Source organism: Komagataeibacter saccharivorans, from assembly GCF_004348195.1.
GTDB classification, from domain to species: domain Bacteria; phylum Pseudomonadota; class Alphaproteobacteria; order Acetobacterales; family Acetobacteraceae; genus Komagataeibacter; species Komagataeibacter saccharivorans.
Genome location: NZ_CP036404.1, coordinates 2,110,027 through 2,123,447 on the forward strand (window position 1 = coordinate 2,110,027; position 13,421 = coordinate 2,123,447).

At 63.1% G+C, this 13,421-nt stretch carries 13 protein-coding genes; 6 read left to right on the forward strand and 7 right to left on the reverse strand.

The window, feature by feature from the left end; genetic code table 11:
• Positions 1–92: 92 nt before the first annotated feature.
• The 3 genes from KSAC_RS09690 to KSAC_RS09700 all read right to left on the reverse strand — a co-directional run bounded on the left by KSAC_RS09690 (position 93) and on the right by KSAC_RS09700 (position 4,157).
• Positions 93–1,577: a sugar porter family MFS transporter gene (locus KSAC_RS09690; RefSeq protein WP_102324978.1), complete on the reverse strand. Its 1,485-nt coding sequence runs from the start codon at positions 1,575–1,577 to the stop codon at positions 93–95.
• 71 nt (positions 1,578–1,648) lie between these two features.
• Positions 1,649–3,070: a protein adenylyltransferase SelO gene (locus tag KSAC_RS09695; protein ID WP_132305231.1), complete on the reverse strand. Its 1,422-nt coding sequence runs from the start codon at positions 3,068–3,070 to the stop codon at positions 1,649–1,651.
• A gap of 31 nt (positions 3,071–3,101) precedes the next feature.
• Positions 3,102–4,157, reverse strand: coding sequence for an enoyl-CoA hydratase/isomerase family protein (locus KSAC_RS09700; RefSeq protein ID WP_132305233.1), 1,056 nt, complete (start codon positions 4,155–4,157; stop codon positions 3,102–3,104).
• A 123-nt stretch (positions 4,158–4,280) separates the two neighbouring features.
• On the opposite strand from KSAC_RS09700, the gene KSAC_RS09705 reads away from it, so the two are divergent.
• The 5 genes from KSAC_RS09705 (at position 4,281) to KSAC_RS09725 (ending at position 7,595) form a co-directional block, all read left to right on the forward strand.
• Complete coding sequence (locus tag KSAC_RS09705; protein ID WP_102324981.1) at positions 4,281–4,775, forward strand: flavin reductase; 495 nt, start codon at positions 4,281–4,283, stop codon at positions 4,773–4,775.
• 81 nt (positions 4,776–4,856) lie between these two features.
• Positions 4,857–4,997: a hypothetical protein gene (locus tag KSAC_RS09710; RefSeq protein ID WP_243705181.1), complete on the forward strand. Its 141-nt coding sequence runs from the start codon at positions 4,857–4,859 to the stop codon at positions 4,995–4,997.
• A 62-nt stretch (positions 4,998–5,059) separates the two neighbouring features.
• Positions 5,060–5,557 carry a Fur family transcriptional regulator gene (locus KSAC_RS09715; RefSeq protein WP_243705182.1) on the forward strand — a complete coding sequence of 166 codons (498 nt, stop codon included), beginning with the start codon at positions 5,060–5,062 and terminating at the stop codon, positions 5,555–5,557.
• Positions 5,558–5,621: 64 nt separating this feature from the next.
• Complete coding sequence (locus KSAC_RS09720; RefSeq protein WP_243705183.1) at positions 5,622–6,134, forward strand: hypothetical protein; 513 nt, start codon at positions 5,622–5,624, stop codon at positions 6,132–6,134.
• Positions 6,135–6,179: 45 nt separating this feature from the next.
• Positions 6,180–7,595: a sugar porter family MFS transporter gene (locus KSAC_RS09725; RefSeq protein WP_110546815.1), complete on the forward strand. Its 1,416-nt coding sequence runs from the start codon at positions 6,180–6,182 to the stop codon at positions 7,593–7,595.
• Between the two features lie 42 nt (positions 7,596–7,637).
• Here KSAC_RS09725 and KSAC_RS09730 read toward each other — a convergent pair whose 3' ends face one another.
• The 4 genes from KSAC_RS09730 to trpB form a co-directional block, all read right to left on the reverse strand.
• Positions 7,638–8,960, reverse strand: coding sequence for a bifunctional folylpolyglutamate synthase/dihydrofolate synthase (locus KSAC_RS09730; RefSeq protein WP_118962652.1), 1,323 nt, complete (start codon positions 8,958–8,960; stop codon positions 7,638–7,640).
• A 19-nt stretch (positions 8,961–8,979) separates the two neighbouring features.
• The gene (gene accD / locus KSAC_RS09735) at positions 8,980–9,846 is read right to left on the reverse strand and encodes an acetyl-CoA carboxylase, carboxyltransferase subunit beta (RefSeq protein ID WP_102324986.1); all 867 of its coding nucleotides are present in this window, start codon (positions 9,844–9,846) and stop codon (positions 8,980–8,982) included.
• Between the two features lie 71 nt (positions 9,847–9,917).
• Positions 9,918–10,742, reverse strand: coding sequence for a tryptophan synthase subunit alpha (trpA, locus tag KSAC_RS09740; RefSeq protein ID WP_110546813.1), 825 nt, complete (start codon positions 10,740–10,742; stop codon positions 9,918–9,920).
• Positions 10,739–11,968 (reverse strand): tryptophan synthase subunit beta, encoded by a 1,230-nt coding sequence (gene trpB / locus KSAC_RS09745; RefSeq protein WP_102324988.1) that lies wholly within the window; start codon positions 11,966–11,968, stop codon positions 10,739–10,741. The genes trpA and trpB overlap by 4 nt, the downstream gene beginning before the upstream one ends.
• A 196-nt stretch (positions 11,969–12,164) precedes the next feature.
• Between trpB and KSAC_RS09750 the strand changes: the two genes are divergently transcribed.
• A complete protein-coding gene (locus KSAC_RS09750; RefSeq protein WP_102324989.1) occupies positions 12,165–13,133 on the forward strand; it encodes a magnesium transporter CorA family protein in 969 nt (322 codons plus the stop codon).
• The last annotated feature ends 288 nt before the right edge of the window (positions 13,134–13,421 follow it).

Genomic DNA, 13,421 nt, shown 5'->3' on the forward strand with positions numbered 1-13,421 from the left:
GGGCCGGTCGTCTGTTCCCATAAGGAACGGGTGGTCCCCATGATACGGGGGCGGTGCATCCATGACCGGATATGCCGCCCGCCGCATGGTGGTCAGTCGTCGTCGGTTTCTTCCGCGATGGCGGTGTTGCCCCGCGTCGGGCGGAAGCGACCCTGACGCAGTGCTTCCTCGATATCTTCCAGCGATGCACCACGCGTTTCGGGCACCATGAAGAAGACAAACAGCACCGAAAGCAGGTTGACCCCGGCATAGAACCACATGGTGCCACCCAGCGTGATCTTGGTAACCAGCGTCAGCGCCGTGCTGGTCACCAGCAGGTCACTGCCCCACAGCATGGCGGCATGCAGGCTGGTGGCGTTGCCGCGCATGGACAGCGGGAACATCTCGGCCCCCAGCAGCCAGCCGACAACCTGTATGCCGCCCGCGTTGAACACCATGAACAGCAGCATGAAGGCAATGATCAGCCAGCTACCCATGCTGCCCGGCTGCGGGTGCATGAGGAACATGATGCCAAGGCCGATCAGGCTCAGCACGCTGCCCGGCCCCATGACCAGCACAAGGCGGCGGCGGCCGATCCGGTCAACGATGTTGGAACCCAGTATGGTCATGACCAGATAGATGATGGAAATGCCGATGCTGGCCATAAGGGCGGATGAACTGCCAAACCCCGCATCCGACAGGAAGGTCGGGGCATAATAGATCATCATTTCCAGGCCGCCCGCCTGCGTGAAGAACGCCACGCCAAGGGCCGCGACCAGCGCGGGGCGCACCCATGGCTGCATGATGCCGCGCCAGCCAATGTCACGGGGGTCGGTTTCCTCGTTCGCATTGGCGTGGATGTGGCGGATTTCACGGCGGATCTCGCGCTTGGTGGTGCGGATGCGCTGCAACTGCTCCAGTGCGGAATCAAGGCTTTCATGTTCGGCCGCCCAGCGCGGGCTTTTGGGCAGGAAGAACATGGAGATGAACACGATGGCGGCGGGAATGGCCGCAATGGCCACCATGGGCCGCCAGCCCCACGCGTCACGCGCGGTAAAACCAATGATATTGGCGGCGAAAATGCCGATACCGATCGCGATGTTGAACATCGTCACCATGTGGCCGCGCTGGTGCGCGGGTGCCAGTTCCGAGATGTACATGGGCACCACCTGCGTGGACCCGCCCACCGCAAGCCCCAGGAACACACGCGCGGCGATAAGCATGTAGACATCCGGCGCGAAGGCGCAGGCCATGGCCCCCAGCACGAACACCGCCGTCACGATCATGACGGACATGCGGCGGCCGAAGCGTTCGGACAGCCAGCCCGTCATGAGCGAACCGATCACCGCGCCCGCCAGAATGGCGGAGGCCACCATCTCCTGATAGAAACTGCTCAGGTGGAATTCGCGGGTGATGAGCAGCAGCGCGCCCGATACGATGCCGGTGTCGTAACCATAGAGGCCGCCGCAGATGGCGGCCACGATGGCTGCGAGCCATAAAGTCTTGCGGGCATTGGGCGAGATTTCGATCTGCGACAGATCGGGTAACGGTTCGGTGGTCTGCTGTTCAAGTGGGGCTGGCGGGGCTTGGTCATTCATACGGGTGCCTTCTCCTTCCTGTTGTAAATGCTTCGGTTCCGATCTGGTTCCCTGCATGGGGTCGCCCCGCCCTAGCGGGGCGGGGTGTGCAGGGCGGCTTTCGTGCTGGCGATCCGGTCCAGGGTCGCATGCAGGCGGGACCAGTCATCCATGGCGGCGATGGGCTGCCAGATGGCTTCCACCGTTTCAACGGCCATCATGGCCGGCGCCGCATTGCCAAAATATGAATGCGACAGGTCGATGCCCGCCGCGGGCTCATGCTGCATGATCCGGTCATGCACCGGCCGGAAACTGTCCTGTGCATAAAAGTCTCCACGCGGCCCTTCTGTCGCGCGTTTCTGGCTTTCGGGGCCACCATACCAGTCAAAAAACGGAAGTTCAAATCCAATCTGGCTTTCATCCATGAAAGAGAACAGATATTCCCGCAGTTCCATGGAGGATTTTCTTGAACTCTCTTTCAGTCCCAATCTTTTAAGGACTGTAATATCAAGGAATCTTTCATACCGTTCCCAGAACTTGTCAAAAATACTTTGTATCTTCTCAAGCGTGGAAAAAGGCAGCAGGCACTCCCCCAGCCGCGCCACGTTCCACGTCATCGCCTCTGGCTGTCGGCCATATGAATACAGGCCGGAATGATCGAAATAGGCGGCGGTAAAACGGGGATCAAAACTGGGCAGGAACCGCCAGGGACCGTAATCGAAGCTTTCCCCGGTAATATTGATGTTATCGGTATTGAGCACGCCATGGACAAAGCCCGCCGCCATCCACTGGGCCGTCATTTCCGCCATGCGCAGGGTTGCAGCATCATACAGGGCCGCAGCAGGGTCGGCAGCGCCGGTCAGTTGGGGGTAATAGGTCTCGATCACATAGGCCACCAGCCGTTCCATGCTGGCCCGGTCATCCTGCGCCATCAGGCGCTGGAAGGTGCCGATGCGGATATGGGAATGGCTGAGCCGGGCCAGCACGCATGACCGCGTGGGCGAAGGTTCATCGCCACGATGAAGCTGTTCGCCGGTTTCAATCACGCTGAGCGTGCGGGAAGTCCGCACCCCCAGCGCATCCAGATGCTCACTGGCCAGGATTTCCCGCATGCCGCCTTTCAGCGTCAGGCGGCCATCGCCGCCGCGTGACCAGGGCGTGGTGCCGCTGCCCTTGGTGCCGATATCGAGCAGGCGGCCATCCACCGCATCCATAAGCTGCGCGAACAGGAAGCCGCGCCCGTCCCCCAGATCGGGATTGTAGGAACGGAACTGGTGCCCGTGATAGCGCAGCGCCAGCGGGTGCGGCAGCGAACCGGGCAGCGGGTCGAAATATCCGAAATGGCGCGTCCACTCCGTATCATCGAGCGTATCGAGACCGATGCGCGGTGATACGTCGTCATTGCGGTAGCGCAGGATATGGGCCGGGAAGTCGGCGGCCTTCACCACATCGTAGAATTCATCGCCCAGCCGGCTGTGATGGGTGGCGGGTGCGTATCTGTCTGAAAACGGCATTTCTATATACTTTATGTGTGATAATAAATTATTACGTAACCGCATCACAAAGCGGCAGGTCGAGCGAAACGGGCGCCCTGCCCTGCATGCAGTCGGTCACTTCGCGGGTGGATACGGCGGCGGGATTGTCGGGTGTCCAGCGTGGGGCATTGTCCTTGTCAATCAGGCGCGCACGCACGCCTTCGGCAAAGTCGGGACGGCGCAGGAGGTGGTAGATCAGGTGGAATTCCTGCTCCAGCACGCTGTCCAGATCGGGCAGCCTGCGTGCGGCATGATACGCCGCAAAGGTGACATACAGCGAAAAGGGACTGGCGCGGTTCAGCGCCATCAGGTCCGCCTGCGCCCACTCCGCCGGGTGCGCGTGCAGCCTGCGCATGATTTGTGGCACGTCCGGCGCATCATAGACCGCTGCGATATCCGCAATATCCGGCCCGGATGGTAGGGCCGGACAGGGGGGCAGACTGTCCACTACCCTGCCCGCGGGCTGGTGGATGAGCGCGTCAGCCAGCGTATCGAGCATGCTAGAATGGGCCTGACGGTCCGCAAACCCGGCATCAAGGGCGGCGGTGGCGTTCATGTATCCGCCCGTCAGCGCAAGGCGCAACCCGCTCAGGCCCGGCGCGCGCGACAGCAGGTATGATCCGCCCGCATCAGGTGTCAGCGCAATGCCGGTTTCAGGCATGGCGAGGCACGACCGTTCGGTCACGATCCGGTAGCGGGCATGACCGCCCAGCCCGATCCCGCCACCCATGGCGATACCGTCCATGAAGGATACGACCGGCTTCGGATACCCCGCCAGAAGGGATGCCAGCCGGTAGGTACGGCGGAATGGCTCGGCTGCCGCCATGGGACCATCGGTTTCAAGGCGGCGGAGGATGGCGCGGATATCCCCGCCCGCGCAGAAGGCCCTGGGGCTGGTGCTGTCCAGCAGTACGGTTGTGATGGCGGGATCATGCCGCCACGCCTGCAGGCGGGCGGTGATGTGGGTGAGCATGTCGATGTTGAGGGCATTGAGTGCGCCCGGCCGGTTGAGCGTGATGCGCCCCAGTCCGCCCGTGTGGCGTATGTGGATCAGTTCAGGGTCCATACCATGGCTCCTTATGCGGTTTGCGGTATTCAACCGGCCCAGAATGCGCTACCCCGGCTACCGTCCGGCGTCACGGCTGCGTGCGGACCGACAGGCATGCAACAGCGACTGAGGCAGAGTATCATGGGAGTTGACGCCCTTACCTTCCGTAACGCCATGGCGCGGCTGGGCGCGGCGGTAAATGTTGTCACTACCGGAACACTGGATGATCCGGCGGGTTTTACGGCTTCCGCCGTCTGTTCGGTAACGGATACGCCACCGACAGTACTGGCCTGCCTGAACCGCAATTCGCGCGTGCGGGATCGCTTCCGCGTGGATGCGGCCATGTGCATCAACGTGCTCGCGGCCGAACAGATGGACATATCGGGCGTATTCGCCAGCCCGCTTGAGCAGGCCGAACGTTTCCGTTCCGGTCACTGGACCACGCTTACGACCGGTGCGCCCGTGCTGGAGGAAGCGATCCTGTCGCTCGACTGCCGGATTGAACGCATTGTGGAGGTTGGCACCCACAGCGTCATGTTCGGTGCAGTGGAAAGCGTGCGCACCAGCGGCCCGCGTGGCGGACTGGTCTATTTCAACCGTACCTACCACATGCTGCCCCACGCGACGGAAGAATAGCCACCGCGCCGCGCGTTAAGGAAAAATCCAGTCTTTTGCCCCATGAAAGGTCCGATGGACCGAAACGGGAGCACGGACACGATGGACAGGACGCCAGACAGGACAACCATGCGCGCGGGGCGGGTTCCTGTCTTGACGCTGCGCAGGCTGATCTGGATACATGCTGGGCTTGCCCTTTTCGTGGTACTGATCGCCATGTGGGTGGATTACCTGCCGGACTGATTCCCGCTCCTGTACAGGCGTGCGGGCGGATATGCCGGCAACCGGACACAGGAGCATCGGCAGTGGCCCGCACGAAACAGATGGCCCGGACTGCGTCCCCGGCGGGGATGGAAGCACTGCTCGATCAGGCGGCTTCCCTGTGTCAGGCGCGCTCCGTACGGCTGACGGACATACGCAGGCTGGCGCTGGGGCTGGTGCTGGCGTCCGACCGACCGCTGGGGGCCTATGAACTGCTGGAACAGATCCGTATCAGCCGGGGCAGGCCGGTCGCCCCGCCCACGGTGTACCGGGCGCTGGATTTCCTGCTGGAACAGGGGCTGATCCACAAGATCGAACGTCTTTCCGCCTTTGTCGGCTGCCGGCATATGCTTGAATCCGGCCATGCCTGTCACGGGCATGTGCATGCGGCGCAGTTCCTGATCTGCAGCCAGTGCGGGCGTGTTACGGAACTGGATGATCCCCATATCGTCAGGGCGCTGCTTGAAGTGACGCGCGCGCGCGGTTTTTCGGTCCGGCAGACCACGATCGAGGCCGAAGGGATATGCGCCGCCTGCGCCTGAACGGGCGGCGGCGGTTTACCGGCATGGATGGGGCAGGGGCATGGCGCAACGGCGAAAAGGCGGGATGGCTGAACTGCCGTTTGCGCCCATGCCGCGCAAACGCCGGCAGCGCAGGCCCCCTCCGTCCCTTCCGGCTTCCCCAACCATAGGTCCGTCCATACCCCAGTCCGACCTGTTCACCGGTGCCCGTACCGCCACACGGCACGTGCTGACCTATCTTGATACGGTCAGCCTCGGGCTGGGGATCGTGAACATGCGCAGCCTGCGTGGCGATGACGGGCCGGATGGCTATCTGTACCATGTGACGACCCGGACGGAGCTGGCAACGATACAGGCCCGGGGCACGGTCCTGTTCTCGGCCCGCGCGCCGCTGGTGCTGACGGAACGCAATGGCGTGCCCGCATGGCTTGCGGACATGATGGACATCACGGAACCCGATGGCGGGCAGGGGGATGTGCCGGTCATTTTTCGCGTGAAACGCTTTGCCATCGATGGCCTGGTGGAAAATGATCCTGACCGGACACGGCGCTATGGTGTATCGTTCTATCTCCTGACCGGCGTGGCCGGGCAGGACTGAACATAATTTCCGGCAACAATAAAAATCATTACAGGACCGGCCCCCATGGGAAATCCATCCGAGACAACTGGATCTGATTCCACGCGACTGCGTACCCTTATTATCGGCTGCCTCGCCGCGCTGGCGGGGCTTATGGCGGGACTGGATATCGGCGTCATATCTGGTGCGCTGGACCTGCTGGCGCGGACTTTCCACGCCTCTACCCTGCAGCAGGAATGGATTGTCAGTTCCATGATGGCAGGCGCCGCCATAGGCTCGCTGTGCGGCGGGTGGATGTCGCACCAGATCGGGCGCAAGCATGCGCTGCTGGTCGGTGCGCTGGTATTCGTGGCGGGATCGCTGGCCTGCGCGCTGGCATGGTCGATTCCGTCCATGATCGTGGGGCGGCTGGTCATGGGGCTGGCCATCGGGGTGGCGGCCTTTACCGCGCCCCTCTACCTGTCCGAGATCGCAAGCGAGCAGGCGCGTGGCGCCATGATCTCGACCTACCAGCTCATGATCACCGCTGGCATTTTCATAGCCTTTCTCAGCAACACCATGTTCAGCTATTCCGGCAACTGGCGCGGCATGTTCGCGGTTGCCGCCGTGCCCGGCGTGCTGTTCCTGATCGGTGTGCTGTTCCTGCCCTACAGCCCGCGCTGGCTCATGATGCGGGGCCGCCGCAGCGAAGCGCTACAGGTGCTTGAGGACCTGCGTGACGACCATAGCGTCGCCATGCAGGAAATACAGAATATCAGCCGCCAGCTTCAGATGAAGCAGCGTGGCTGGAGCCTGCTGCGCCATAACGGCAATTTCCGCCGCTCCATCTTTCTGGGCATGGCGTTGCAGGTCATGCAGCAGCTCGCCGGGGTGAACGTGGTCATGTACTACGCGCCCAAGATCTTCGCGCTGGCAGGTTATGTAGGGCCTGCGCAGCTATGGTGTACGGCCATGGTGGGGCTGGTGAACATGCTGGCCACGTTCATCGCCATTGGCCTGGTCGATCGCTGGGGGCGCAAGCCGATCCTGTATACCGGCTTCATTATCATGGCGATCGGGATGGGTTTCCTCGGGCTCATGCTGAACCGTCCCGTTCTGGGGCAGACGGAACAGATCATCTCGGTCTTCATGCTGCTGATCTACATTTCCGGCTTCGCCATGTCCGCCGGGCCGTTGATGTGGGTCCTGTGTTCGGAGGTGCAGCCACTGCAGGGACGTGACCTTGGCATTTCCATTTCCACCCTGACGAACTGGGTCGCCAACATGATCGTGGGGGCCAGCTTCCTGTCGCTGCTGCAATGGATGGGCAATGGCCCGACCTTCTGGCTGTTTGCCGGGCTCAACCTGTTTTTCGTGCTGGTGACATGGCGCTTCGTTCCCGAAACACGCGACATGTCGCTTGAAAAGATCGAACAGCGCCTGATGGCGGGTCTGCCGCTGCGTGAAATCGGGCAGGGCGATCCGCTGCCCGACTCCCGGTAATATCTGTCCGGCAGCCTGCATCGCAGGCTGCCGGGGTGCCTGTCAGCCTGCCTGCCAGCCATCCTGCTGCAGGGCGACACCCGCCAGATACAGGCTGCCGCATATGATGACGCGCGCGGGTGGTGCGTCCGGCGGTGCGGTACGGGTCAGGCTGGCCAGTGCTTCGCGCAATGTGGGGCCTGCCGTCGCCTTGCCGTTCGATGCCGCGATGATGTCGGCCACAGGCTGCGCCAGATGCTGGTCTTTTTCCGCCACGGCCTGCACGCTGGCCGCGCGGGTCAGGAGCGGAGCAAGAAAGCCGGTCGCATCCTTGGTCTGTTTCATGCCAATGACCAGATGGGTGGGCCGGTCAGGCCACGCATCCATCACCTGTGCCAGCACTTCGCCCGCGCCGGGGTTATGCCCACCATCCAGCCACAGTTCCCAGCCTGTCGGCAGCATGGCGGCAAGCTGGCCGTCCAGTCGCTGCATGCGCGCAGGCCAGCGCGCATGCGCAATGCCGCCCCATGCCTGCTGCGGCAGGGGCAGGTCACTGGCGCGCAGGGTCGCCAGCGCCAGTCCTGCATTGTCGATCTGGTGGGCGCCACGCAGGCCGGGCAGGGGCAGGTCCAGCGTGCCGTGCGCATCGCGGTAGAGCAGGCCGGACCCATCCGCAGTGGCTTCCACGGACCATTCATGGTCGCGCCGCCAGAGCGGGGCTGCGTTTTCACGGGCCGTGCTGATCAGGACATCCATGACTTCGGAGGGCTGGCGGCCCGTGGCGACAGGCACGCCGGGTTTGATGATTCCCGCCTTTTCGCCCGCGATGGCGGCGAGCGTGTCGCCCAGAAACGCCTCATGATCCATGGAGATGGCGGTAATCGCGCATGCTGCGGGCTGCCGCAGCACGTTGGTGGCGTCACAACGCCCGCCCAGTCCCACTTCCACAATGGTCAGGTCCGCCGGGTGGCGCGCGCACAGCACGAAGCCTGCTGCCGTCAGGACCTCGAACACCGTAATCGGCGCACCGTCATTGACCCGTTCTATCTCTTCCAGAACCGCGGTCAGTTCGCTTTCGCCTACGATTTCACCCGCGATGCGGAAGCGTTCGGTCACATGGACCAGATGGGGCGATGTCAGGACATGGACCCGCCATCCGCCCGCTTCGGCAATGGCGCGCATGAGGGCGCAGGTGCTGCCCTTGCCATTGGTGCCGGCCACATGGACCACCGGCGGCAGGTGCCGCTCCGGATGGCCGAGGCGCGCCAGCAGCGTTTCCAGCCGTGTCAGGGACAGGTCGATCAGGGCCGGATACAGGCGGTTCAGCCGTTCGAGTATCTGCCCCGCCCGACCGACGAATTCGGGCCCGAGGGTCCGTGCGCTCATGCTGGTATCCTGCCCGGGTTCAGGCGGCGGGACGGGCGATATGGCGGAAGTTGAGCTGCCCGATCAACTGCGCCAGAACGGTCCGCAGGTCGGCGCGCTTCACCACCATGTCGAGCATGCCGTGATCAAGCAGGTATTCCGCGCGCTGGAAGCCTTCGGGCAGCTTTTCGCGCACGGTATCCTCGATCACGCGCTGGCCCGCGAAGCCGATCAGCGCATTGGGTTCGGCAATCTGGACATCGCCCAGCATGGCGAAGGATGCGGAAACGCCGCCCGTGGTCGGGTTGGTCAGCACCACCAGATAGGGCAGGCCCGCTTCCTTGAGCATTTCCACCGCGACCGTGGTACGCGGCATCTGCATGAGGCTGATCATGCCTTCCTGCATGCGTGCGCCGCCCGATGCAGTAAAGACGATCAGGGGGGACTGCTGGAGGATGGCCAGACGGGCTGCGGCAAGAAAGGCCTCTCCCAATGCTGCACCCATCGTCCCGGCGATGAACTCGAACGCCATCACGGCCACGACCGCGTTCTGGCCGCCGATCAGGCCATGAGCGACCACCATGGATTCATCAAGGTGGGATTTGGCGCGCTCATCCTTCAGGCGGTCCGTATAACGCTTGCGATCACGGAAGGAGAGGGGGTCCACAGGCACCTTGGGCAGTTCGATACGGGTATATTCGCCGTTATCGAATGTCCATTCCAGCCGTTCGGCCACGCTGGCGCGCATGTGGTGGCCACAGTGCGGGCACACGTTCAGCGCCTTGTGCAGGTCCTTGGTCAGGATCATCTGCTCGCACGATTCGCAGTTGGTCCACAGGTTGTCCGGCACTTCCCGCTTGAGCAGGCCACGGATCTTGGGACGGACGTATTCGGTCAGCCAGCTCATATTGCCTCTCCCTCAGATAGTCTGGGCGCCTGTTCAATACAGGCAGATGAACGATTGGGCCAGATTGTCATTTATTTCCGCACGTCATGCACCGCATCCGCCAGCGCGCGCAACTGTTCCAGTACCGCGGGCACGGTGCGGCTGGTGGCCTGTCCTGCCGCGTCCAGCGTGCCTTCAAGCGTGTTGAGCAGGGCGGAGGCCACAACGGCGGCATCCGCCACGCGCACGGCGTTTGCCGCAAGTTCGGGTGTGCGGATGCCAAAGCCGATGGCGATGGGCAGGTCGGTCGCCCGGCGCAGGCGGGGCAGGGCCTGCGCCAGTTCATCGGTGCTGGCGGTGCGCGTGCCGGTCACGCCGGTAATGCTGACGTAATAGACGAAGCCGGATGCGCCGCTGAACACGACGGGCAGGCGCTCATCGGGCGTGGTGGGGGCGACCAGCCGGATGATGTCCAGCCCGGCCTGTGCCGCGGGCGCGCCGAGCAGGTCGGCTTCTTCCGGCGGCAGGTCAACCACGATCAGCCCGTCCACGCCCGCCTTCTTCGCATCCACGCAAAAGCGTTCCGGCCCGTAAGCCTCGATCGGGTTGGCATAGCCCATCAGGATGATCGGGGTTTCGTCATCATCCGCGCGGAAGGCCGCGATCATTTCCAGCACGCGCTTCATGGTGGAGCCACCCTTCAGCCCGCGCAGGGCGGCCTTCTGGATGGTCGGGCCATCGGCAGACGGATCGGAGAAGGGAACGCCAACCTCGATCAGGTCGGCGCCCGCCGCGGGCATGCCGCGCAGGATGGCCAGCGCGGTATCGTAATCCGGATCACAGGCTTCCACATACGGGATCAGGGCGCCACGGCCCTGCTGGCGCAGGGTGGCGAAGCGGCGGGCGATGCGGCTCACAGTTTCACTCCCAGATGTTCGGCAACGGTGAAGATGTCCTTGTCCCCCCGCCCGGAAATGTTGACCACGAGGATTTTGTCCTTCGCCATATCTGGCGCGATCTTGGCGGCGTAGGCGATGGCATGTGCACTTTCCAGTGCCGGGATGATGCCCTCGGTACGGGTACAGAGCTGGAAGGCGTCCAGCGCCTCCTGATCGGTGGCGCCCACGTAATCCGCGCGTCCGATGTCATTGAGCCATGAATGTTCGGGGCCGACACCGGGGTAATCCAGTCCGGCGCTGATGGAATGGGCTTCCGTGATCTGGCCGTCCCCATCCTGCAGCAGATAGGTGCGGTTGCCATGCAGCACGCCCGGCTTGCCCCGTTCGATGGATGCGGCAGTACGCCCGCTGTCCAGGCCGCAGCCCGCGGCTTCCACGCCGATCAGCCTGACGTCGGGATCATCAAGGAAGGGATGGAAAATCCCCATGGCGTTGGAACCGCCCCCGATGGCCGCAACGATTGCATCGGGCAGGCGGCCTTCGGCGGCCATGATCTGTTCTTTGGTTTCCACGCCGATGATGGACTGGAAATCACGCACCATCTGCGGATAGGGGTGCGGCCCCGCGACCGTGCCGACAAGGAAATAGGTATCATGCACGTTGGTCACCCAGTCGCGCATGGCCTCGTTCATCGCATCCTTCAGCGTGCCCGCACCGGCAGTGACGGGCACGACCTCGGCCCCCAGCAGGCGCATGCGGAAGACATTGGGCTTCTGCCGCTCGACATCGGTGGCGCCCATGTAGATCGCGCATTTCATGCCGAACAGTGCGCATACGGTGGCGGTGGCCACACCATGCTGGCCTGCGCCGGTTTCGGCTACGATGCGGGTGCGGCCCATGCGGCGGGCCAGCAGGATCTGCCCCATGACGTTGTTGAGCTTGTGGGAACCGGTGTGGTTCAGTTCCTCGCGCTTCATGTAGATTTTCGCGCCGCCCAGTGCGTCGGTCATGCGGCGGGCGAACCACAGCGGGCTGGGACGGCCTACGTAATCTTTCAGGTAGTAATCCAGTTCGCGCCGGAATTCGGGGTCCGCCTGCGCGGCCGTGTAGGCGGCGTCCAGTTCCAGCAGCAGCGGCATCAGGGTTTCGGCGACGAAACGACCGCCAAAAATTCCAAAACGCCCGCGGCCGTCGGGACCGCTGCGCAGGCTGTTGGCGCCTGCCTGTGTATCTGTTGCGCTCAACTTCGCTACTCCGCAGGAAATTAGGTGCGTGGCTCTGTAGTCTTGAATGCAGCCGTCCCGGGCCGCGTATCTGGCGGTTCTGGACCGGATGGCGACAAAATACCAGCCCCCACGGCGTGCGTGCGACATGTCATGATTTGACATGTTTGCTGCCGCATGATGGATGGACACCGTCGGAACCTAAGAAAGACAGCCCATGTTTCTAGCGCATCGCCCCGGCAGCCCGGCCCAGACCGTGACCACGCCAGCCGACGGGACGGGAGCCGCGTGGCTGGACCTGCTCAATCCCACCGAGGAGGAGGAAGCCCTTGCCGCCCAGGTGACCGGCCTGCGCATTCCCACCCGCGCCCAGCTTGACGAGATCGAGAGTTCATCGCGCCTGTTCATGGAAGGGGACGCCGTCTATCTGTCGACCCCGCTGGTGCGCAAGACGCCCGATGACTTTTTTGTTTCCCCCGTGGGTTTCGTGCTCATGAAGGACCGGCTGCTGACCATCCGCTATACCGGGTTCAGCGCGTTTGACGTGGTGGCCCGGCAGGTGGCGAACCAGAGCACGGCGCTGGGCGCAAACGAGGCGGGCATACTGCTGCTGGAAGCGATCGTTGACCGGCTGGCGGATATTCTGGAGCATCTGGGCCAGGCGCTCGATGGCATGTCGCGCGATGTGTTCCAGTCCGAGGAACCGGGGCAGGCGCAGGCGGGCACCCTGCTGCGCAACATGCTGCGCCGGGTGGGCCGGTCGGGGGATCTGGGATCGTCCGTGCGTGACAGCCTGCTGGGGCTGGAGCGTATTTCGATCTTTCTGGGCGAGAACAAGCGCCATGACCTGTCCGACCGGTTGCAGGCGCGGCTGGGCACGGTGGAACGCGATATCCGTTCCCTGAATGATTTCGTGTCACAGACCGCCAACAAGGTGCAGTTCCTGCTGGATGCGACGCTGGGTTTCATCAGCATCGAGCAGAATAACGGCATGAAGATACTGACCGTGGTCAGCTTCATCGGTGTCGCCCCGACACTGGTGGCTGGTATTTACGGCATGAATTTTCATGACATACCGGAACTGAACTGGAAATACGGTTACTGGTATTCGCTGGGACTGATGGCGGCGACCGTCATACTGCCCCTGTTGTGGTTCTGGCGGCGTGGCTGGCTGGGGAAACAGTAATATCAAGTAATGGTGGCAACGCGGATGCCGGAATGTGTGCCGATTCGGCTGTTCCGGTAGTATAAACCCGGCATCTGCCATTCCGCTACTGGTGGCAGGGTCTTCCATGTCCCGCCACGTCGGGTTGCCATGGTGCCTGAAATTGCATCAGGTCATTGAAAAGTAACGTTTTGTCAGGGGATGGTAGCCGGATGCCATTTCCCTTTCGTCACGGGCTGCCCCCGCGGGGCCATTCGTGCCGTATGCAGGCTGGACTTGACGGGAAGGGAACCATGGGCTTATGATCGG